This is a genomic window from Tessaracoccus sp. MC1627 (assembly GCF_014164725.1).
Taxonomy (GTDB): Bacteria; Actinomycetota; Actinomycetes; order Propionibacteriales; family Propionibacteriaceae; genus Arachnia.
Genome location: NZ_JACJGA010000008.1, coordinates 125,851 through 147,642, shown reverse-complemented (window position 1 = coordinate 147,642; position 21,792 = coordinate 125,851). Strand labels below are relative to the sequence as shown.

The following is a 21,792-nucleotide window of genomic DNA, read 5'->3' as shown; positions in this document are numbered from 1 at the left end:
GCCGGTCAGCTGACCCGGAAGCCCCACACCGAGCGCGACGACGCCCCCGGCTCCAGCACGATCAGACCCTCGTGGGTGGGGCCCTCGTTGAACGCGTCCGGGCCGCAGGTCATGGGTTCGACGGCCAGAGCCTTGCGCTGAGGCTGCGTGAACACCTGCCCCCAGGGGAGCGTCTCGTCGGCCCACAGGGTGACGGTGCGCCCGAGCGTGGTGAGCGTCAGCTCCCACGCGCCGTCGACGCCGGTCAACGCCGTGTCGAACTCGGTGTCGCCGATGACGCGCGTCTCGCGGAAGTCGTGCTCCGCTGTGACCTCGGCGATGGAGATCGGCAGCAGCCGCTCCGGGTCCACCAGCAGCTCCTGCGCGAAGGGGAGGGTGAGCTCCGCCGTGGCGAGGTCCGCCGCCAGGTAGGGGTGCGCGCCGTAGCCGTAGGGGGCGCGCGTGGCGCCCACGTTGGTCACCTCGACGCTCACCGTCAGCCCGTCGTTGCCGACGCGGTGCCCGATGGTGGCCTCCAGCACCGCGTTCCACCCGCGTTGCGGGTAGTAGCGCGACGTGAGGATCACCTCGTCGGCCGTGTGGCTGACGAGCTGCCAGGCGACGCCGTCGTTGAGCCCGTGCAGGGCTGTGGTGCGCGGCACCTCGGTGATCGGCAGCTGGTAGCTCTCCCCGTCGAAGGTGTAACGGCCGTCGCGGATCCGGTTGGGCCAGGGGAGGAGCTGGCGCCCCATCGAGCCGGAGGGGGCCTCGTTCTCGGCGAAGGTCCAGAGCACCTCCTGGCCGTCAAAGGTCAGGCTGCGCAGCGTGGCTCCGACCTCCGTGACGACGGCGGCGAAGCGGCCGTGAGTGATGGTGAACTGGGTGCCGGTGGGGTTGAGCGTCATGGGGCCGAGCCTACGGCAGGCCCATGATTGGGTGGCCCTCAGGCGGGCGATTAGCATGGTGGAACCATGGCTGACCCACGCACCTACCACGTCATCACCTACGGGTGTCAGATGAACGTCCACGACTCGGAGCGGATCAGCGGGTTGCTGGAATCGGCCGGCCTGTCCCGCGCGCAGGCAGGCGACGGGCTCGGCGCCGGAGCCGACGTCGTGGTGTTCAACACGTGCGCGGTGCGGGAGAACGCGGACAACCGGCTCTACGGCAACCTGGGCCACATGGCCAGCGTGAAGGCCCGTCATCCGGGCCTGCAGATCGCCGTGGGCGGCTGCATGGCCCAGAAGGACCGGGACCTCATCCTCGCGAAGGCGCCCTGGGTGGACGTGGTGTTCGGCACCCACAACGTCGGCTCCCTCCCCACGCTCCTCGAGCGGGCACGCGTGGAGCGCGAGGCGCAGATCGAGATCAAGGAGGCGCTGGAGACGTTCCCCAGCAACCTGCCCACCCGTCGGGAGTCGCCGTACTCCGCGTGGGTGTCGATCTCCGTGGGCTGCAACAACACCTGCACGTTCTGCATCGTGCCGGCGCTGCGCGGCAAGGAGGCTGACCGGCGCCCGGGCGACATCCTCGCCGAGATCGAGATGCTGGTGGAGCAGGGCGTGCAGGAGATCACCCTGCTGGGCCAGAACGTCAACGCCTACGGCGTGGAGTTCGGGGACCGGCAGGCGTTCGCGAAGCTGCTCAGGGCCTGCGGGGAGGTGAAGGGCCTTGAGCGGGTGAGGTTCACCTCACCCCACCCCAAGGACTTCACCGACGACGTGATCGACGCCATGGCGGAGACCCACAACGTGATGCCCCAGCTGCACATGCCGCTGCAGTCCGGATCAGACCGGATTCTGAAGTCCATGCGCCGCTCCTACCGGTCCGAACGGTTCCTCGGGATCCTGGACCGCGTGCGCTCAGCCATGCCGGAGGCCGCCATCACCACCGACATCATCGTCGGCTTCCCCGGCGAGACGGAGACGGACTTCCTGGCCACGATGGACGTGGTCCGCCGCGCCCGGTTCTCCGCCGCCTACACGTTCCAGTACTCCATCCGGCCCGGGACCCCCGCCGCGACCATGCCGGACCAGGTGCCGAAGGCGGTCACGCAGGAGCGCTACGAGAGGCTGGTGGAGCTCGTCAACGACCTGGCCTGGGAGGAGAACCGCCGCCTGGCAGGCAGCGACATCGAGGTGATGTTCGCCACCGGCGAGGGCCGCAAGGATTCGGAGACACACCGGATGAGCGGCCGAGGCCGCGACAACCGCCTCGTGCACGTGGCTGTGCCCTCGGAGCCCGCGCTACGCCCGCGCCCCGGGGACATCGCGACGGTGCGGGTCACCCACGCGGCGCCCCATCACCTCAACTCCGACGAGCCCCTGAGGAACCTGCGGCGAACCCGGGGCGGCGACGCCTGGGAGGCGGCCACCGCTCAGCCGAAGCCCGTGGGCATCGGGCTGGGGATGCCTGCGGTGGGCGAGCCGGCGCCCGAAACGGTGAGCGCCGGCTGCGCCTGACCCGTCAGGACCCGGCGGGGGGCGCCTGGTCGCCCGTGACAGAGTCGAGCTTCTCGTTGGCGAACGCCTGCGCCTGATCGACCTGGCCAGCGTACTTGCCGCCGGTCTTCTCGTCGATCAGGTCACCGGCCTGCTCGATGCCCGCCTCGATCTGCTCCTCGTGCTGCTTGGCGAGGTCTCCGATGTTGTCGAAAAGTCCCATGTTGTGCTCCTTCTGGGGTAGGTGAATAGAACGCCTCCATCATGCCCGGCGCGCAAACCGAACGCGGGCAGCGTGGCACACTGGCGTGCGTGTCCCTGCCGCTCATCGTGCTCGTGGGCCCGACGGCGACGGGCAAGTCCCGACTCGCCGTCGACCTGGCCCTCAGCCTGATCGCCTCCGGCCGTCCCGCCGAGATCGTCAACGCGGACTCGATGCTGGTCTACCGCGGCATGGACATCGGAACGGCCAAGCCGACCCGCGAGGAGCGGGCCGGGGTGCCGCATCATCTGATCGACACCGCTGAGGTCACCGAACGGGCCTCCGTGGCCGAGTTTCAGGCGGCGGCGCGGTCGGTCATCGCCGAGCTGCGTGCCCGGGGGGTGGTGCCCATCATGGTGGGCGGTTCGCCCCTGTACACCCGGGCCATCGTGGACCACTTCGATTTTCCCGGCTCGGACGCGGAGATCCGGGCCCGGTGGGAGGCCGAGCTGGACCGGGTCGGGGCGCCGGAGCTGCACCGTCGGCTCGCCCTGCTCGCGCCGGAGTCCGCGGCCAAGATCGAGCCGGGCAACGGACGCCGGACCGTGCGGGCGCTGGAGGTGGCGGAGCTGACCGGGGGCCACCGGCCGAGCCTGCCGGAGTGGACCTACGAGCTACCCGACGTGCACCAGTTCGGCCTCAGCTTGGAGCGCGCGGCCCTGGACGCGCGCATCGAGCAACGGGTCGATGCAATGTTCGACCAGGGGCTCGTCGACGAGGTGCGGCGGCTAATGGACGTCGGGCTGCGCGAAGGGGTGACGGCGGTGCGCGCCATCGGCTACCGGCAGGTGGTGGACCACCTGGACGGACTGAGCACCGCAGAGGAGGCGCGCGCGGCGGTCAAGGCGGCCACCCGCAGGTTCTTCCGCAGGCAGCTCGGGTGGTACCACAGGGACCCGCGCATCGTCTGGCTGGACGCAACCGCCACCAGCAACGTCGCGACGGTGCTTGCCGCGCTAGGATTGGCCGATCACGCGGGAGAGGGTCACGATGCGGCGCTTCAGCTTCCACAAGGGTCACGGCACCAAGAACGACTTCATCATCCTCGATGATTCCTACGGCATGCATGAGATGCATCCCCAGTTCATCCAGGTGGTGTGCGACAGGCGTTCGGGCATCGGCGCCGACGGCGTGATCCGGGTGGTCCGCGCCGGTAGCGTGCGCGACTGGGAGGGCGAGCCCGGTCTGTGGTTCATGGACTACTACAACGCCGACGGCTCCGTGGCGGAGATGTGTGGCAACGGGCTTCGCGTCTTCGCCCGGCACCTCATCAACGAACAGCTGGTGGACAGCGGGTCCTTCGACGTCGCCACCCGCGCCGGAGTCAAGCACATCGATGTCGCCCGGCACGGCCTGATCAGCACGGACATCGGGCGCGTCGCAGTCCTCGACACCCCCGTCACGGTGCTCCACGAGGGCCTCGAGTGGCCCGCGGTGAAGGTGGATGTGGGCAACCCGCACGCCGTGGTCTTCGTCGACGAAGGGGTCCTGCCGGGGCTGGAGCTGCATCATGCACCGGTCTGGGAGCCTGCGTCGGCCTACCCCGAGGGCGCCAACATCGAGTTCGTGCACGTCGAGGGCCCCGGCCGGCTGGCGATGAGGGTCTACGAGCGGGGCGTGGGTGAGACGATGAGCTGCGGCACCGGCGTGGTGGCCGCAGCCGCCGCCCACCGGAACAGCTCCGGGCATCCCGGCCCAGTCGTCGTCACCGTGCCCGGCGGGGAGCTGACGGCCGAGTTCGTCGACGGCGAGGCGCGGCTGACCGGCCCCGCCGTGATCGTGGGTCGCGGCGAGTTCTGGATCTGATCCGTCGCGGGTTATCCACAGCCAGGCTCCCGCAGCTTGGGTTACGGCGTGTGGGCTGGGACAATGGGGCCCACGATGACAGAACATTCACTTGACGAGCAGCTCGACTTCGACGCCGAACCCGAGCCGGACCTCGACGGAGACCAGGAAGACCTTGAGGCCCGGCGCTCGCTGCGCAGGGTCGCGGGGTTGCGCACCGAGCTGGAAGACGTCACCGAGGTCGAGTACCGCCAGCTGCGCCTCGAGCGGGTGGTGCTGGTGAGCGTCTGGACCTCCGGCACTCAGGAGGACGCAGACAACGCGATGACTGAGCTGAGGCTGCTCGCGGAAACGGCCGGCTCCGAAGTGTTGGCAGAGCTGGTCCAGCGGCGCAGCCACCCTGACCCGGCCACCTACGTGGGTCGAGGCAAGGTGGAAGAGGTCGCGGAAACGGTGCGCTCCACCGGCGCGGACACCGTCATCTGCGACGGCGAACTGGAGCCCGCGCAGCTGCGCAACCTGGAAGACCGGATCAAGGTGAAGGTGGTGGACCGCACCGCACTGATCGTGGACATCTTCGCCCAACATGCCAAGAGCGCCGAGGGCAAGGCACAGGTGGAGCTGGCGCAGCTGCAGTATCTGAAGCAGCGGCTCCGCGGATGGGGCGGAAACCTCTCCCGCCAGGCGGGTGGCCGCGCCGCGGGGGGAGCCGGCATCGGAGGCCGTGGCCCCGGCGAGACGAAGATCGAGACGGACCGGCGCCGGATCTACAGCAGGATCGCGGTGCTGCGGCGGCGGCTCCGGGAGATGGACGCCACGCGGGAGGGAAAGCGCGCCGAGAGGCGGCGCCATCAGGTGCCGTCGGTGGCCATCGTCGGCTACACCAATGCGGGCAAGTCCTCGCTGCTCAACAGGCTGACCGGGGCGGGGGTCCTGGTCGAAGACGCGCTGTTCGCCACGCTGGATCCCACCACGCGGCGCACCGAGACGGACGACGGCCGCGTCTTCACGCTGACGGACACCGTGGGGTTCGTCAGGCATCTGCCCCACGACCTCGTCGAGGCCTTCCGCTCCACGCTGGAGGAGTCCGCTCAGGCGGACCTGCTGCTGCATGTCGTGGATGCCTCAGACCCTGACCCGGAGGGGCAGATCGCCGCGGTCCGCACCGTGCTCAACGAGATCGGCGCCTCCCAGGTGCCCGAGCTCCTGGTGCTGAACAAGGCCGACGCGGCAGACGAGGCCGCCATCATGGCTCTGCGGGCCAACCATCCGGACGCGGTGGTGGTCTCCGCCCGCACGGGCCTGGGCGTTGAGCCGCTGCGCGCGGAGCTGGACGCACGGCTGCCGCGTCCCGAGGTGCAGCTCACGGTGATGGTGCCCTATGAGCGGGGAGACCTGGTGGACAAGGTCCACAAGACCGCCGTGATCGACTCCCTGGAGCACACCGCTGAGGGCACCCTCATCACGGCACGCGTCCGCCCGGACCTGGCCGACGAGCTGGTGGCCTTCGTCCGTGACTGATCACGGCCTCATCCTGGCCGCGGCCGTCGGGGAGATCCACGGCGAGGCCCGCCCGGGCCAGCAGGCGATGGCGGACGCGGTGGCAGACACGCTGGAGGGCCGGGTCCACCTGCTGGTGCAGGCGGGCACGGGCACCGGAAAGTCGCTCGGCTACCTCGCTCCGGCGCTCGCCCGCTGCGTGGACACCGACGAGCGCATCATCGTCGCCACCGCCACCCTCGCGCTCCAGGCGCAGCTGGCCAGCAAGGACATCCCCACCGCTCTCGACGCCGTCGAGGAGGTGACGGGAACCCGGCCCAAGGCCGCCATCCTCAAGGGGCGCACCAACTACGCCTGCCTGTACCGGGCGCGGGCAGGCGGCTCGGCCGAACAGGACTCGCTGCTGGGCAGCTCCGCACTGGCCGAGGCTGCGGGCAAGGCCGACGACGTCTCCAGGCTTGGCGCCGAGGTGCTGGCGCTGAGGGAATGGGTGGAGGAGGAGGCTGAGCGGAAGGGCCTGGCGGATCGTGACGACGCGCCGTCGCACACCGCCAAGGGCTGGGCGCAGATCTCGATCCCCACTCGTGAGTGCCTAGGGGTGGCTCTGTGCCCCTTCGGCTCGGAGTGTTTCGTGGAGGCCTCCCGCGAGGAGGCCCGCAGCGCGCAGTTGGTGGTCACCAACCACGCGCTGCTGGCCATCAACGCGATGCACGGGGGCACCGCGCTGCCGGAACACTCCGCTGTGATCATCGACGAGGCCCACGAGCTGGTCAGTCGGATCACCACCGCCGCCACAGACGAACTGACCCCTAGCGTCGTGGAGCGCACCGCCCGCCGCGCCCTCCCGTGGCTCGACGACGACCTCGGGGTGGACTTCCTGGACCAGGCGGACGTGCTGCGCGAGGCCCTGGCCGAGTCCGATCTGACGCGCATCCTGTCGGCCTCCGCGCCGCTGCCGTTCGCCGCCGCGCAGCTGCGCGACGTCACCCGCAAGGTGGTCAGTGCGCTCGGGAAGGTCACCGACGACGCCGAACGCACCCAGGCATCGTCTGCCGTGAAGGAGATCTTCGACGTGGCGGAGCGGATCGCCAAGGTCAGCGAGGAGGACGTCGTCTGGGTGACGGAGTCCGACATCCTCGGCCGCGCCGCCTACGTGGCGCCGTTGAATGTCGCGGGGCTGCTGCGGAGCCAGGTTTTCGGGGAGACCACGGCCGTGCTCACCTCAGCCACCCTCGAGCTCGGGGGCTCCTTCGAGGCGGCGGCCAGCTCCGTCGGGCTCAACTACAACGACAGGCTCACCGGCGAAGCCGAGCCCGCAGACAACTTCGCGTGGCGCGGGGTGGACGTCGGGTCGCCGTTCGACTACGCCCGCCAGGGGATCCTTTACGTGGCCAAGCGGCTTCCCCCGCCGGGCAGAGACGGGATGAGCCCTGAGACGCTCGCCGAGATCGCGCAGCTGATGTGGGCGGCCGAGGGGCGCACCTTGGGGCTGTTCTCCTCGCGCCGCGCAGCCGAGCAGGCCGCGGAGTACTGCCGCCGGGAGCTTCCGGACCTGCCGCTGCTGTGTCAGGGGGATGCGCAGCTCTCCGAGCTGACCCGCACCTTCATCGAGGACCCGAAGACCTCCCTGTTCGGCACCATGTCGCTCTGGCAGGGCGTGGATGTGCCGGGGGAGACCTGCCAGCTGGTCATCATCGACAAGATCCCGTTCCCGCGCCCAGACGATCCGCTGATGCAGGCACGGAAGAAGGCCGTCGACGATGCCGGGGGCAACGGATTCATGAGGGTGGCAGCCACCCACGCGGCGCTGCTGCTCGCGCAGGGGTCCGGCCGGCTCATCCGCCGCCTGGAGGACAGGGGCGTGGTGGCCGTACTCGATCCGCGCCTCGTCACGAAGCGCTACGGCGAGTACCTCAAGTCCTCGCTGCCTGGGTTCTGGATGACCACCGACGGCGACATCGCGGTCCGCGCGCTGCGGCGCCTCCGCGGCTCGGAGTAGCCGCTGAAGCAGGCCCTCAGAGCTTGCGCATCACCGCGACCACCTTGCCCATGATGAGGGCGTGGGTGCCGTCGATGGGGGAGTAGTCCGGGTTGTGCGGCAGCAGCCACACCTGGCCGTCCTTGCGCTTGAAGGTCTTGACGGTGGCCTCGTCGTCCAGCAGGGCCGCGACGATGTCTCCGTTGTTGGCGTCCGACTGCTGCCGCACCACCACCCAGTCGCCGTCGCAGATGGCGGCGTCGATCATGGACTCCCCGCGCACCTCCAGGAGGAACACCTGGCCTTCGCCGACCAGCTGCCGGGGGAGAGCGAACACGTCCTCCACCTGTTGCTGGGCCAGGATGGGCCCGCCGGCGGCGATGCGGCCGATGAGGGGAACCGCGACGGACTTCGGGACGTCGTCGTAGGACTGCGCCGGGTCCAGCTGATGCTGCTCGCCGGGCATCGTGACCACGACGGCGCGGGGACGGTTGGGATCCCGGCGGAGGAAGCCCTTCTCCTCCAGCACACGGAGCTGGTAGGTCACGCTCGAGGTGGAGGCCAGCCCTGCGCGGGCGGCCACCTCGCGGATGCTCGGCGGATAGCCCAGCTCCTCGATGGACTGCTTGACGACCTGCAGGATGGCCACCTGGCGCTTCGTCAGCCCGTGGACATCCTCCGGCCCGTCCGGGAAGGAGGCGATGTTGCCGAGCTCGGCCTCGATGGATGCGTTGGTGGGGCGGCCTCGTCGTGGGCGCTTCGTCTCTTCAGCCATGCCGGCAGCCTACCGCTCGCGAGAACGTGTGTTCGAAATGTCGACGCGTGTCGCGAAGGGACCCGGAAAAAAGTGTCAGTGGGCTCGTGTGGACTGCATCTATCGCTCCCGCGACACGCCGGATAGAACGAGTGTTTCATTCCGGCGGTGGAGGCGCTAAGGTTTATTTCGAACAGGCGTTCTAGGTCAGGAAAGAGGTTGTCATGACCGCAGCACAAGCAGTCAGCTTCAAGGTCGTTCATGCCGGCGCGCGTCGCGTGGTCACCGTGTCCCCGGCCGGCCGGCCAGAGCTCGCGGGACCCCTGGCCCGCCCGGCGAGGCCCGCCGCGCCTGGCCGCGTGGGCACTGTCTCCTCGTGCCAGGTGGCCCGCCCGGCCACGGCCTCGCCGTTGCTGGCGTTGAAGGTGGCGTTCGTCGGTATCCTGGCCGCCGTCGGGCTCACCCTGTCTGCCGCCCAGTTCGTGGGCATGGCCCAGGTGGATCCGGCGACGGACTACGTCGCGGGGGATCCGGCCTGGGCGCATGTGACGGCCTCCCGATAGGTGCGAAGTCGTCGGCGTTTCGCCCTTGCCCTCCGGCGGACCCCGATCTAGGCTGTCCCTACATCTAGTAGTTACAGCGGTGTCTTTCCCCTATAAGTTGTGGTTCCGGCTGCAGCATGGCAAGGTAGGGCCTCCGCTGTCCACCAGGGAAGGCCCGCCTGTCATGCACTGCCCGTTCTGCCGCAACACAGACACCAAGGTGTCTGATTCGCGCGCAACCGAGGACGGGTCAGCCATCCGACGGAGGCGGGTCTGCCCCGTCTGTGAGCGCAAGTTCACCACAGTCGAGCAGTTGGTGCTCACCGTCGTCAAGCGCTCCGGTGTGGTCGAGTCCTTCAACCGGGACAAGGTCATCATGGGGGTCTCCAAGGCGTGCAAAGGCAGGCCGGTGACGGCCGCGCAGCTGGCGGCTCTGGCCCAACGAGTCGAGGAGTCGCTGCGCGCGTCCGGCCAGGCCGAGATCCCGGCCGAGCAGATCGGCGTGGCCATCCTCGGCCCGCTCGAGGAGCTGGACTCCGTCGCCTACCTCCGGTTCGCCAGCGTCTACAAGAACTATGACTCCGTGGACGATTTCCAACGCGAGATCGATCTGCTGCGCCTGAGCGCGGCCGAGAAGGATCTGAGCCGCGCCGCCGCGGTGGTCGGGCCCGTCTCGGCACAGCAGCCACTCATCAGCTAACACACATCTTCCAGCGCTACACATCAGGAAACCGAGGGGAATGACTATGACCGCGACAGCCGCACGCGCCACGCGTACCAAGGACGCAGCGCCGCGCAAGGGACTCACCATCGAGCGGGTCTTCACCAAGAAGGGAGTCCATCCCTACGACGAGGTCGAGTGGGACCGCCGTGACGTGGTGCAGACCAACTGGCGGACCGGGGAGAACATCTTCGAGCAGCGCGCGGTGGAGTTCCCGTCCTCCTGGAGCGTCAACGCCTCCACCATCGTCACCACCAAGTACTTCCGTGGCGCGCTGGGCACCCCTCAGCGTGAGGAGAGCCTGCGCACGCTGATCGACAGGGTGGTCACGTCCTATGCCAAGGCGGGTCAGGACTTCGGCTACTTCGCCACGGAGGAGGACGCCGAGATCTTCGGCCACGAGCTCACCTGGATGCTGCTCAACCAGTACTTCTCCTTCAACTCACCCGTCTGGTTCAACGTCGGCACCCCCTCGCCGCAGCAGGTCAGCGCGTGCTTCATCCTCAGCGTCGATGACTCGATGGACTCCATCCTCAACTGGTACAAGGAGGAGGGCTTCATCTTCAAGGGCGGCTCCGGCGCCGGGCTCAACCTGTCGCGCATCCGCTCCTCGAAGGAGCTGCTGAGCTCCGGAGGCACAGCCTCCGGCCCGGTGTCGTTCATGCGCGGCGCGGACGCCTCGGCGGGCACCATCAAGTCTGGAGGTGCCACCCGGCGCGCCGCCAAGATGGTGGTCCTGGACGTGGACCACCCGGACATCGTCGAGTTCGTCGAGACGAAGGCGCGCGAGGAGGACAAGATCCGTGCCCTGCGCGACGCCGGGTTCGATATGGATCTGGGTGGCAAGGACATCACCTCCGTGCAGTACCAGAACGCCAACAACTCGGTGCGGGTCACCGACGAGTTCATGACGGCAGTGGTTGAGGGTGGCCCCTTCGGGCTGCGTTCGCGTACCGACGGCTCCGTCCTCGAAGAGGTGGACGCCAAGGAGCTCTTCCGCAAGATCTCCACCGCTGCGTGGGAGTGCGCCGACCCCGGCATCCAGTACCACGATCACATCAACGACTGGCACACCAACCCGGTCACCGGCCCCATCACGGCCTCCAACCCGTGCTCGGAGTACATGAGCCTGGACAACTCGTCGTGCAACCTCGCCTCGCTGAACCTGCTGAAGTTCCTCAAGCCGGATGGCACGTTCGACGCGGAGTTGTTCGTCAAGGCCGTCGAGCTCATCATCACGGCGATGGACATCTCCATCTGTTTCGCGGACTTCCCCACCGAATCCATCGGGGAGACCACCCGCAACTTCCGCCAGCTGGGCATCGGCTACGCCAACCTCGGGGCGCTGCTGATGGCCATGGGCAAGGGATACGACACCGACGGCGGGCGCTCCACCGCGGCGGCCATCACGTCTGTCATGACGGGGGCCTCCTACCGACGCTCGGCTGAGCTCGCCGCCATCGTCGGCCCCTACAACGGGTACGCCGTCAACGCCGAGGCGCACCAGCGCGTGATGCGCAAGCACCAGGCCGCCAACGACGACCTGCGGGTGCTCATCGACGACAGGCACCTGTACTCCGTCGCCGCACGCGAATGGGACCGGGTGGTCACCCTCGGTGCCAAGAACGGCTTCCGCAACGCGCAGGCCTCGGTGCTGGCCCCCACCGGGACCATCGGCTTCATGATGGACTGCGACACCACCGGCGTCGAGCCGGACTTCTCCCTGGTCAAGTTCAAGAAGCTCGTCGGTGGCGGCTCCATGCAGATCGTCAACCAGACCATCCCGCGCGCCCTCAAGCGCCTCGGCTACAGCACCGAGGAGATCGACGGCATCGTCGAGTTCATCGGCTCCAGCGGCCACGTCATCGGCGCCCCCGGTCTGGCCGCCGAGCACTACGAGGTCTTCGACACCGCCATGGGCGCACGCTCCATCAAGCCGATGGGCCACGTCCGGATGATGGCGGCAGTCCAGCCGTTCCTCTCCGGCGCGATCTCCAAGACCGTCAACCTGCCGGAGACGGCCACGGTCGAGGAGATCGAGGACGTCTACCTGCAGGGCTGGAAGCTGGGCCTCAAGGCGCTGGCGGTCTACCGCGACAACTGCAAGGTCGGCCAACCCCTCTCCGAGGGCAACGGGGAGACCAAGGAGGAGAAGAAGGCCGAGCCCGAGGTTCGGATCGAGTACCGGCCGAAGCGCCAGCGCCTCCCGAAGTCCCGGGCGTCGCGCACCACGAGCTTCTCCGTCAGCGGGGCCGAGGGCTACATGACCTCCAGCGCCTACGAGAACGGCCGCATCGGCGAGGTCTTCCTCAAGCTCGGCAAGCAGGGCTCCACCCTGGCCGGCGTCATGGACGCGTTCTCCATCGCGGTCTCGATCGGTCTGCAGTACGGGGTGCCCTTGGAGAGCTTCGTGCAGAAGTTCACCAACCTCAAGTTCGAGCCCGCCGGCATGACCGATGACCCGGACATCCGGATCGCCCAGTCGTTCATGGACTACATCTTCCGACGCCTCGCCCTGGACTACCTGAGCTTCGACGACCGCGCCGAGCTGGGCATCTACACCGCCTCGGAGCGCGCGCGCTACGTCGAGACCGGGTCCTACCTCTCCGAGGAGGACGAGGCGGCCATGTCCGAGGCGGACTCCCTGCGCAACGATGCAGGCGATGACTTCCAGGTCGACGGGGCTCGTCAGCCCTCACTGATCGACGCGCCGTCGACGGCCGGTTTCACCACGGCCCACACGACGGCGGAGCTCATGGAGTCGCTGACCGGCCGTGAGGTCGACGCCCCCTTGTGCATGACGTGCGGCACGAAGATGCGGCCCAGCGGTTCCTGCTACGTCTGCGAGGGCTGCGGCTCCACCAGCGGCTGCAGCTGATCTGAGTCTGCGAGGGGCGGTCCGGCGATGAGCCGGGCCGCCCCTTTCAGGATCCGAGGCCTTGGCCCTCTCTGATGGGGATATCGTTCAGCCAGCGCCCACCGAGGGCGCCCAGGGAGAGGAACGCCACTGTGAGAAGTCTGAATCTGTCGGGTCACGTGCGCAGGCTTTCCGCGGCGGTCGCGGTGCTGATGGTCGGCGGCTTCCTCGCGGCGCCCGTCGCGCAGGCGGCACCCTCCCCCAACCCCGATGTGGTGGGCAAGACGTTCGCGATCGCCACCGACACCACCTTCGCGCCGTTCGAGTTCCGCGACACCAGCGGCGAGCTGACCGGCATCGACATGGACCTGATCCGCGAGGTGGCCGAGCGCGGTGGCTTCACCGTAGACATCAAGTCGGTGGGCTTTGACGCCGCCCTGCAGTCGTTGCAGTCCGGGCAGGTCGCCGGGGTCATTGCGGGCATGTCGATCACCGACGAGCGCAGACAGACGTTCGACTTCTCCGATCCGTACTTCGAGTCCGGCATCCAGATGGCGGTCAAGCAGGACTCCACCATTGCGTCCTACGAGGACCTCCGCGATCAGACTGTCGTCGCCAAGACCGGCTCGGAGGGCCTGAGGTTCGCCCAGTCCATCGCGGGTGAGTACGGGTTCACGGTCAAGGCGCTTCCTCAGGCAGACACCATGTACTCCGAGGTCAATGCCGGCACGGCAGCGGCGGTTTTCGATGACTACCCGGTTCTGGCCTACGGAATCAAGCAGGGCAACGGACTCAAGACCGTCACCGCCAAGGAGCCCGGAGGGTCCTACGGATTCGCGGTGAGCAAGGGTCAGAACGGGGCCCTGCTCGCCGAGTTCAACGCGCAGCTGGCTGCGATGAAAGAGGACGGCACCTACCAGCAGATCCTCGACGAGTACCTGGACGACGGCGGGGGCGGTGCCGGTGGCGAGCCCGCCTCCGGGATCGATCCGCTTGTCGCCGGCAAGACCTACGCGATCGCCACGGACACCACGTTCGCGCCCTTCGAGTTCAGAGACGCCAGCGGTGAGCTGACCGGTATCGACATCGATCTTCTCTACGCCATCGCCGAGCGCAAGGGGTTCGAGGTCGACGTGAAGTCGGTGGGGTTCGACGCGGCCCTCCAGGCCCTGCAGTCCAACCAGGTGGCGGGTGTCATCGCCGGCATGTCGATCACCGACGAGCGCAGGGAGATCTTCGACTTCTCCGATCCGTACTTCGATTCGGGCATCCAGATGGCGGTGAAGGGGGACTCTGCGATCGCAACGTACGAGGACCTCGAGGGTGAGACGGTCGTCGCCAAGACGGGCTCGGAGGGGTTGGCCTTCGCCGAATCGATCAAGGACCAGTACGGCTTCACAGTCAAGGCGCTGCCCCAGGCAGACACCATGTACTCCGAGGTCAACGCCGGCACCGCGGCCGCCGTCTTCGATGACTACCCGGTATTGGCCTACGGCATCAAGCAGGGCAACGGGCTCAAGGCCGTGACGCCCAAGGAGCCCGGAGGCCAGTACGGGTTCGCCGTGAACAAGGGGATGAACCCCGAACTGCTCGCCGCGTTCAACGCCGGCCTCGCCGAGATGAAGGCCGACGGCTCCTACCAGGCCGTGCTCGACACCTACCTCCAGGCGCCGACGGAGACTGGTCGCCTGGGCTTCATCGACCTTCTCGTCACCAGCCTGCCCGCCCTGAGCAAGGGCATGCTGATGACCATCGCGGCCACCGCATTGTCCCTGCTGTTCGCGCTGATTCTCGGTCTGGTGCTCGGGTTCTTCAAGGTCGGCGGAAACGCGGTGCTCAACGCCATCGCGAGCGTCTACGTCGACATCTTCCGCGGGACGCCGCTGCTGGTTCAGGCGTTCTTCATCTACTTCGGGCTGCCGACGCTGACCGGGGTGAAACTCGACGTCCTTGTGGCCGGCATCCTGACGCTGGCCCTCAACGCGGGCGCGTACATGACAGAGATCGTCCGCGGCGGCATCCAGTCGGTGGATCCCGGCCAGCTCGAGGCGGCCCGTTCACTCGGCCTTCCGTGGATGACGTCCATGAAGAAGGTGGTGGTTCCCCAGGCGGTGAAGATCATGACGCCGTCGTTCATCAATCAGTTCGTCATCACGCTGAAGGACACGTCGCTGCTGGCGGTCCTTGGCCTGGCCGAGCTGACCTATCAGGGTCAGCAGATCATCGCCAACAACTTCCGATCCGCGGAGATCTGGCTGATCGTGGGTGCGCTGTATCTCATCGTCATCAAGGCCCTGACCATGCTGTCCAACGCCGTCGACCGGAGGTTCAACAAGTGACCACGCAGACCAGTCCACTGCTCGAGGTCAAGGACCTTCGCAAGTCCTTCGGCACGCTTGAGGTGCTCAAGGGCCTGGACGTCTCGATCCGAGAGGGTGAGGTCGTCACCGTCATCGGACCGTCCGGTTCCGGCAAATCCACGTTCCTGCGCTGCCTGAACAAGCTCGAGGAGCCCACGAGCGGCCGCATCGTCTTCGAGGGTCAGGACCTCACCGATCCCAAGACGGATATCGACGTGGTCCGTCAACGGATCGGGATGGTCTTCCAACACTTCAACCTGTTCCCGCACATGACGGTCGCGGAGAACATCATGCTGGCCCCCGTCCAGCTCAAGCGGATGTCCAAGGCTGAGGCCCACGACAGGGCGGTCGAGCTCCTCACCCGCGTTCAGCTGGCTGACAAGGTGGACGCCAGACCGGCACAGCTCTCAGGTGGGCAGAAGCAGCGCGTCGCGATCGCGCGGGCGTTGGCGATGCGGCCGGATGTGATGCTGTTCGACGAGGCCACCAGCGCCCTCGACCCCGAAATGGTGGGGGAGGTGCTCGCGGTCATCCGCACGTTGGCCGCGGAGGGCATGACCATGGTGATCGTGACCCACGAGATGGGATTCGCCCGCGAGGTGTGCGACAGGGTCCTGTTCATGGCAGAGGGCAGCATTGTGGAGGAGGGCCCGCCGTCGGAGCTGTTCGGCTCCCCACGGGAACCACGGACGCAGGACTTCCTGAGCAAGGTCCTGTGACCCGCCACAGGCACGAAGGAGAAGAGAGATGATTTCACGTTCGACGGCCGAACGGTTGGCGAGCGCCGGGGTGGTCTGGAAACCCGCGGAGGGGGACCGGTTCCTGGTTCAGGCGCTCGACCTCGAGGACGAAGTGTTCACGCTGGCCAACATGGTGGTGGAGGCCAGAGACCACGCCACGGGGACTCTGCTGGCTTTCAACGGCACCACCGAATGGGCGTTGGACTCGGTGCCGGCGGACAAGGCGCTGTGGCTGCCGCGCGAGGACCAGTTGCGCGAGCTGCTGGGCGGCACGTTCCGTTCGCTCGGCAGGTCACAGACAGGCGAATATGCCGTCGTGATCGAGATCCCGAGCCAGCCCGCCCGTTCCTTCATCGCCGACGATCCCGCCGAGGCATACGCCGCCGCGCTGCTGGCGCTGGTGTCGGCCGCGCGCTGACCGTCCCGGCTGCTACCGGGGGCGGGCTGTCCTGGGCGGGCGGCGAGCCATGGAGTGAAGGTCGTAGGCTGGGCGCGTGATTCCTCCAGTGGTTGACCAGGGCTGGCTTGCCGCCCATCCCGACGCGATCGTCGCAGACGTGCGCCACTACCTCGACGGACGCTCGGGGCGCGACGCCTACGCCGCGGGGCACATCCCCGGCGCCGTGTTCGTCGCCATGGACGACGTGTTGGCGGACCCGCCGTCGAAGGCCCGTGGGCGCCATCCGCTCCCGGACCCGGCCACCTTCGCCGAAGGACTGGCCCACCTGGGCATCAGCGACACGGACACGATCGTGGCCTACGACGACGCGGGCGGGGCGATGGCCGCCCGCCTGGTGTGGCTGCTGCGCATCCTCGGCCACGACGCAGCCCTCCTCGACGGGGGCATCCAGGCCTGGGACGGCCCCCTCACCTCGGAGGTGCCGAAGCGACCCCATGGGGAGTTCTCCGTGAGGTCCTGGCCGGACTCCGCCCTGGCGGACATCGAGGAGACCGCGGCGGGTGAGTTCGTCATCGACGCCCGCGGACCCGAACGCTTCCGCGGTGAAGCGGAGCATCTGGACCCCAGGGCGGGCCACATCCCCGGGGCGCGCAACTATCCGATGACCGGCAACCTCACCGACGGCTGCCGATTCAAGACCCCCGGGGAGCTGCGCGAGCGCTTCGCCGCCGTCGACGACGCAGCCGCCGTTATCTCCACCTGCGGCTCGGGCATCACCGCTTGCCACAACCTGATCGCGATGGAATACGCCGGGCTCGGGAGGGGGCGGCTCTACCCCGGCTCCTGGTCCCAGTACAGCCACACGTCCCGTCCCCTCGCGACGGGGGAGTAGCCGCCGCGGACCCAGGTCGGCCGCGGACCAACCGGGCGCGGTGACGGCCGGAGGGTACCCTTGGTGGGTACGAAGCCTGCCCTTGGAGGATCCTCATGCCGGCACTCCGGTCCCGCACCACCACCCACGGCCGCAACATGGCCGGCGCCCGCGCCCTCTGGCGCGCCACGGGCATCACGGACTCGGACTGGGGCAAACCGATCGTCGCCGTGGCCAACTCCTTCACCCAGTTCGTGCCGGGCCACGTCCACCTCCGCGACATGGGCAAGCTGGTCTCCGAGTCCATCGCCGAGGCGGGCGGCATCGGACGCGAGTTCAACACCATCGCCGTCGACGACGGCATCGCGATGGGCCACGGGGGCATGCTCTACTCCCTGCCCAGCCGCGAACTGATCGCCGACTCGGTGGAGTTCATGGCCAACGCGCACTGCGCGGACGCTCTGGTGTGCATCTCCAACTGCGACAAGATCACCCCCGGCATGTTCCTGGCCGCCCTCCGCCTCAACATCCCCGCCGTGTTCGTCTCTGGCGGCCCCATGGAGGCAGGCAAGGCCGTGGTCAAGGAGGGCGGCGTCGTGAAGTCGCTGGACCTCGTCGACGCCATGGTCTCGGCCGTGGACCCGAGCGTCACCGACGACGAGTTGGGCCGGATCGAGGCCAACGCCTGTCCCACCTGCGGTTCCTGCTCCGGCATGTTCACCGCCAACTCCATGAACTGCCTTCTGGAGGCGGTCGGCCTCGCGCTTCCCGGCAACGGGTCGACGCTGGCCACCGCGTCGGCCCGCAAGGGCCTGTTCCAGGAGGCCGGCCGCCTGATCGTCGAGCTGTGCCGCCGCTGGTACGACGAGGAGGACGCTTCTGTCCTTCCGCTCTCCATCGCCACGAAGGCGGCCTTCTCCAACGCCATGAAGCTGGATGTGGCGATGGGTGGCTCCACCAACACGGTGCTGCACCTGCTGGCCGCCGCGCAGGAGGCAGGCGTGGACTTCACCATGGACGACATCGACGCCATCTCGCGCGTCACGCCCTGCCTGGCCAAGGTGGCGCCCAATTCGCCGAAGTACTACATGGAGGACGTGCACCGCGCCGGTGGAGTGCCGGCCATTCTCGGCGAGCTGTACCGGGGAGGCAAACTGGACGACGCAGTGTCGACGGTCCACTCCCGCACCATGGAGGAGTGGCTCGGCAGCTGGGACATCCGCAGCGGCAAGGCCACCCCCGCGGCGGTCGAGCTGTTCCACGCCGCCCCCGGCGGAGTCCGCACCACCGAGGCATTCTCGTCGACCAACCGCTGGGAAACGCTGGACACCGACGCCGAGGGCGGCTGCATCCGCTCCGTCGACCACCCCTACACCCTGGACGGCGGTCTCGCGGTACTCAAGGGCAATCTGGCCCCCGATGGCGCCATCGTCAAGACCGCGGGGGTGCCGGAGTCCCAGTGGGAGTTCACCGGGCGCGCCGTCGTCACCGAGTCCCAGGACGACGCAGTGGAGGCCATCCTGGGCAAGCGGATCCAGCCCGGCGACATCGTCATCGTCCGGTACGAGGGTCCCAAGGGCGGCCCCGGCATGCAGGAGATGCTCTACCCCACGGCGTACCTCAAGGCGCTCGGCCTCGGACCGCAATGCGCCCTGATCACCGATGGCCGGTTCTCAGGAGGCTCCTCGGGCCTGTCCATCGGCCACGTGTCGCCTGAGGCGGCCTCGGGCGGTGCCATCGGTCTCATCGAGGACGGCGACACCATCACCATCTCCATCCCCAACCGCTCCATCACGCTCAACGTGGACGACGCCACTCTCGTTGCGCGCCGCGCCGCGCAGGACGCCGCCGGTTGGGCGCCGAAGGCCCGCGAACGCGAGGTCTCCACGGCCCTGAAGATCTACGGCATGCTGGCGCAGTCCGCGGACAAGGGCGCGGCCCGCAAGCTCTCCTGAGGGCTGTGGAGGGGAGCGCTACAGCCAGCCCTTCAGCTTGAACACCGTGTACATCCCCACGCCGGTGACCAGCATCAGCGCCAAGGCGAACGGGTAGCCCCACACCCAGGCGAGCTCCGGCATGGTGTGGAAGTTCATGCCGTAGGTGCCGGTGACCAGGCTCGGCACGAAGAGCACACCCGCCCAGGCGGCGATCCGGCGCGTCTCCTCCGCCTGCTTGAGGCTGGCGGCGGTCATGTTGCTGATCTCCTCGTTCTGCCGCTGGGCCTGGAGCGAGATGTTGAGGTCCAGCGTGCCCTTCAGGGTCTCGCGGAGGGCGTCGATCCGCTCGATCATGGCGATGGCGTGGTCCTCGATGTCGCGGAGCTCCTGGCGTCTGCGCTCGCCGGCTGAGGCGAAGACCCGATCTCCCCGGACTCCCTCGATGATCTGTTTGAGGGGCCGAACCGCGCGCTGGAAGTCGATCACCTCGCGGGAGAGCTGATAGATGCGCCGCGACACCCGCGAGCTGCCCGTGAACACCTGGGTCTCGATCTCGTCGATGTCGTTCTCGATGCCCATCGCGACGGGGGTGTAGTCGTCGACGATCCCGTCCAGCAGCCGGAGCAGCACCACGCTGGGACCTTTGGCCAGCACCGACGGCGTGCCCTCCAGCTCCTGACGGACGCGGGTGAGGTCCGGGGTCTCCGAGTGCCGCACCGTGACCACGAACCGGTCGCCGACGAAGGCGTGGACCTCACCGAAGTCCACCGTCTCGCTGCGGTCGATGTACTGCGCGGCTCTCAGGACCAGGAACAGCACGTCCTCGTAGCGCTCGAACTTGGGCCGCTGATGCGCGGTGATGGTGTCTTCCACGGCCAGGGGGCTGAGCCGGAACTCCTCGGCCAGCAGCGACATGTCCGAGTGTCGCGGGCGGTAGAGCCCCATCCAGGCGAATCCCTCGGGATGCTCGTCGAGCAGCCGGAACGCCTCCTCGAACGTGCCCGGCGTGGCGATCCGCCGACCCGCCACGTAGATCCCCGCGTCGACGATGCAGCTGGCCGCCGTGCGGGGCACAGTGTCGACGGCGACGGGCTCCGGGGCGGGTCGGGCGGGGGACGGGACGGTGGGCCGCAGGCGCAGCGAGCGCAGCAGCCGGTCCGTGCGACCCTGGTCCGCCATGACGCCTCCTGCCGCAGTGGTTCGACGGGGTGAGACTACTCTGCGGGCACCGCAGCCGGGACGCGGTCGCGGCGGGACACCGCCCAGACGATGCCGGCAGCGGCCAAGGCCAGCACCGCGAGCGTCAGTGCCGGGGAGCGGCCCCACAGCGCCTCGACGGCCAGCCAGCCGATGAACCCCACGGTGCCGTACATGAAGGCCCACATCATGCAGCCGACGGTGACGGCGGGAAGGTAGCGCCGCAGCGGCATCCGCGCCACCCCGGCGGCGAGATTGACCATGGTCTGGATGCCGATGGTGAGGAACGACAGCGACACCGCCGGCGCGCCCCACCTGTTGAGCCACCGTGCCCCGGTGGCGTAGTGCCTCGATTCGAGGAGCCTCTCCCACCGGCTGCGCCGGGCCCCGGCCGCCAGCGCCCGCCCCAACCAGTAGGTGCCGTTGGCGCGCAGCATCACGATCACGAAGAGCGCGAGCACCACGACGGCGAACGGTGCGTCCCATGTGGTGGGATCGAACATGGTGCTCCCAGAAGAATGGCCGGCGGAGCCGCCAGTCTACCGGCTCACCGCAAGAGGGCCCCGGCCGCGACGATCACGGGCACGCTGAGCAGCATGGACCAGAGCGTCGTGGCCTGCACAAGGCGCACGCCCACCCCGTAGCGCACGGCGTGCACGAAGACCACCTGTGCCGTGGGGAGCGCCGCCAACACGACGGCGGCACGCAGCGGGGTGCCAGACAGCCCGAGGGCGAGTCCGAGCAGCAACGCCACGGCGGGGACCACGAAGGACTTGGTGAGGATCGCCGCCACCGCTCTGCGTGACAGCTGACGCGGCAGCGGGCTCGAATGCAGCGACATGCCGAACGCCAAAAGCATCGCCGGGATGCCGAGATCGGCCAACAGGCCCACGGGCGCCCACACCATGGCGGGAGGCTGCAGGCCGCTGAGGTTGAGGGCCAGCCCGCCGACGCCGCCGAGGACCAGTGGATGGGTGACGAAGCTGCGCACCACGGAGCGCCCCCGCCCTGAGGGGGATGACTCCAGCACGGCCACGGCGGTCGGCTGCAGCACCAACACCTGGAGCAGCATGGCGGGCGCCGCCCACGCCGGGTCGCCCAGGACGAAGGCGGCGATGGGGATGCCGAGATTGCCCGCGTTGACGTAGCTGGTGGCGAGGTACCCCATGGTGGCTTCGGCGCGGCCCGTGCGCCACCGTCGGGCCATGACAAGCGCGAACGTGAGCCCGGTGGCGATGCAGGCCCCGCCGAACGCCACCACGTGCCATCCGAACAGGAGCTCCAGGTCAGCCTCCGCGACCGCGACCAGCACCAGGGCGGGCTGGCCCACGAAGAACGCCACGTCCCCCAGGGCCCGCTGGGCCGAGCGGCCCACCAGGCGGGCGCGCGCCAGCACGAACCCCACGGCCATCACCAGGCCGATCGTGCTGAATCCCTCGAGCGCTGCCCACATGCCGCTCAGCCTAGG

General features: G+C 68.6%; 19 protein-coding genes. 13 read left to right on the top strand and 6 right to left on the bottom strand.

All coding sequences use genetic code 11. The features are described 5' to 3' along the window. Nucleotides 1–5: 5 nt before the first annotated feature. Nucleotides 6–884 carry an aldose 1-epimerase family protein gene (locus tag H5399_RS15570; RefSeq protein WP_182784262.1) on the bottom strand — a complete coding sequence of 293 codons (879 nt, stop codon included), beginning with the start codon at nucleotides 882–884 and terminating at the stop codon, nucleotides 6–8. 66 nt (nucleotides 885–950) lie between these two features. Between H5399_RS15570 and miaB the strand changes: the two genes are divergently transcribed. After that, nucleotides 951–2,441, top strand: a complete 1,491-nt coding sequence (gene miaB, locus H5399_RS15565; protein WP_182784260.1) for a tRNA (N6-isopentenyl adenosine(37)-C2)-methylthiotransferase MiaB — start codon at nucleotides 951–953, stop codon at nucleotides 2,439–2,441. A 4-nt stretch (nucleotides 2,442–2,445) separates the two neighbouring features. Here the strand turns inward: miaB and H5399_RS15560 are convergent, their stop codons facing one another. After that, nucleotides 2,446–2,643: an antitoxin gene (locus H5399_RS15560; protein WP_182784258.1), complete on the bottom strand. Its 198-nt coding sequence runs from the start codon at nucleotides 2,641–2,643 to the stop codon at nucleotides 2,446–2,448. 89 nt (nucleotides 2,644–2,732) lie between these two features. On the opposite strand from H5399_RS15560, the gene miaA reads away from it, so the two are divergent. The 4 genes from miaA (at nucleotide 2,733) to H5399_RS15540 (ending at nucleotide 7,966) form a co-directional block, all read left to right on the top strand. Next, the gene (miaA, locus tag H5399_RS15555) at nucleotides 2,733–3,734 is read left to right on the top strand and encodes a tRNA (adenosine(37)-N6)-dimethylallyltransferase MiaA (RefSeq protein ID WP_370585805.1); all 1,002 of its coding nucleotides are present in this window, start codon (nucleotides 2,733–2,735) and stop codon (nucleotides 3,732–3,734) included. Next, on the top strand, nucleotides 3,673–4,488 hold the full coding sequence (gene dapF, locus H5399_RS15550; protein ID WP_182784254.1) for a diaminopimelate epimerase: 816 nt from the start codon (nucleotides 3,673–3,675) through the stop codon (nucleotides 4,486–4,488). The genes miaA and dapF overlap by 62 nt, the downstream gene beginning before the upstream one ends. Nucleotides 4,489–4,563: 75 nt before the next feature. Further along, on the top strand, nucleotides 4,564–5,988 hold the full coding sequence (gene hflX / locus H5399_RS15545; RefSeq protein ID WP_182784252.1) for a GTPase HflX: 1,425 nt from the start codon (nucleotides 4,564–4,566) through the stop codon (nucleotides 5,986–5,988). 67 nt (nucleotides 5,989–6,055) lie between these two features. Beyond that, nucleotides 6,056–7,966, top strand: coding sequence for an ATP-dependent DNA helicase (locus H5399_RS15540; protein ID WP_182784379.1), 1,911 nt, complete (start codon nucleotides 6,056–6,058; stop codon nucleotides 7,964–7,966). Between the two features lie 16 nt (nucleotides 7,967–7,982). Here the strand turns inward: H5399_RS15540 and lexA are convergent, their stop codons facing one another. Further along, nucleotides 7,983–8,720: a transcriptional repressor LexA gene (gene lexA / locus H5399_RS15535; RefSeq protein ID WP_182784250.1), complete on the bottom strand. Its 738-nt coding sequence runs from the start codon at nucleotides 8,718–8,720 to the stop codon at nucleotides 7,983–7,985. Nucleotides 8,721–8,923: 203 nt separating this feature from the next. On the opposite strand from lexA, the gene H5399_RS15530 reads away from it, so the two are divergent. The 8 genes from H5399_RS15530 (at nucleotide 8,924) to ilvD (ending at nucleotide 19,145) form a co-directional block, all read left to right on the top strand. Continuing rightward, nucleotides 8,924–9,262: a hypothetical protein gene (locus H5399_RS15530; RefSeq protein WP_182784248.1), complete on the top strand. Its 339-nt coding sequence runs from the start codon at nucleotides 8,924–8,926 to the stop codon at nucleotides 9,260–9,262. A 163-nt stretch (nucleotides 9,263–9,425) separates the two neighbouring features. Beyond that, on the top strand, nucleotides 9,426–9,941 hold the full coding sequence (gene nrdR / locus H5399_RS15525; protein WP_182784377.1) for a transcriptional regulator NrdR: 516 nt from the start codon (nucleotides 9,426–9,428) through the stop codon (nucleotides 9,939–9,941). A 40-nt stretch (nucleotides 9,942–9,981) separates the two neighbouring features. Next, the gene (locus H5399_RS15520) at nucleotides 9,982–12,840 is read left to right on the top strand and encodes a vitamin B12-dependent ribonucleotide reductase (RefSeq protein WP_182784246.1); all 2,859 of its coding nucleotides are present in this window, start codon (nucleotides 9,982–9,984) and stop codon (nucleotides 12,838–12,840) included. 131 nt (nucleotides 12,841–12,971) lie between these two features. Then, on the top strand, nucleotides 12,972–15,158 hold the full coding sequence (locus H5399_RS15515; RefSeq protein ID WP_370585804.1) for an amino acid ABC transporter substrate-binding protein/permease: 2,187 nt from the start codon (nucleotides 12,972–12,974) through the stop codon (nucleotides 15,156–15,158). Between the two features lie 17 nt (nucleotides 15,159–15,175). After that, on the top strand, nucleotides 15,176–15,898 hold the full coding sequence (locus tag H5399_RS15510) for an amino acid ABC transporter ATP-binding protein (RefSeq protein ID WP_182784375.1): 723 nt from the start codon (nucleotides 15,176–15,178) through the stop codon (nucleotides 15,896–15,898). A 28-nt stretch (nucleotides 15,899–15,926) separates the two neighbouring features. Further along, entirely contained in the window at nucleotides 15,927–16,337 is a 411-nt protein-coding gene (locus H5399_RS15505; protein WP_182784244.1) for a pilus assembly protein CpaE, read from the top strand. Between the two features lie 76 nt (nucleotides 16,338–16,413). Beyond that, nucleotides 16,414–17,211 carry a sulfurtransferase gene (locus tag H5399_RS18660; RefSeq protein WP_182784242.1) on the top strand — a complete coding sequence of 266 codons (798 nt, stop codon included), beginning with the start codon at nucleotides 16,414–16,416 and terminating at the stop codon, nucleotides 17,209–17,211. 95 nt (nucleotides 17,212–17,306) lie between these two features. Beyond that, complete coding sequence (gene ilvD / locus H5399_RS15495; protein WP_182784240.1) at nucleotides 17,307–19,145, top strand: dihydroxy-acid dehydratase; 1,839 nt, start codon at nucleotides 17,307–17,309, stop codon at nucleotides 19,143–19,145. A gap of 18 nt (nucleotides 19,146–19,163) precedes the next feature. Here ilvD and H5399_RS15490 read toward each other — a convergent pair whose 3' ends face one another. The 3 genes from H5399_RS15490 to H5399_RS15480 are packed head-to-tail and all read right to left on the bottom strand — an operon-like array spanning nucleotide 19,164 to nucleotide 21,777. Next, nucleotides 19,164–20,306, bottom strand: a complete 1,143-nt coding sequence (locus H5399_RS15490; RefSeq protein ID WP_182784238.1) for a magnesium and cobalt transport protein CorA — start codon at nucleotides 20,304–20,306, stop codon at nucleotides 19,164–19,166. Nucleotides 20,307–20,341: 35 nt separating this feature from the next. Beyond that, nucleotides 20,342–20,827, bottom strand: coding sequence for a DedA family protein (locus tag H5399_RS15485; protein WP_182784236.1), 486 nt, complete (start codon nucleotides 20,825–20,827; stop codon nucleotides 20,342–20,344). 44 nt (nucleotides 20,828–20,871) lie between these two features. Further along, complete coding sequence (locus H5399_RS15480) at nucleotides 20,872–21,777, bottom strand: AEC family transporter (protein ID WP_182784234.1); 906 nt, start codon at nucleotides 21,775–21,777, stop codon at nucleotides 20,872–20,874. Nucleotides 21,778–21,792: the final 15 nt, after the last annotated feature.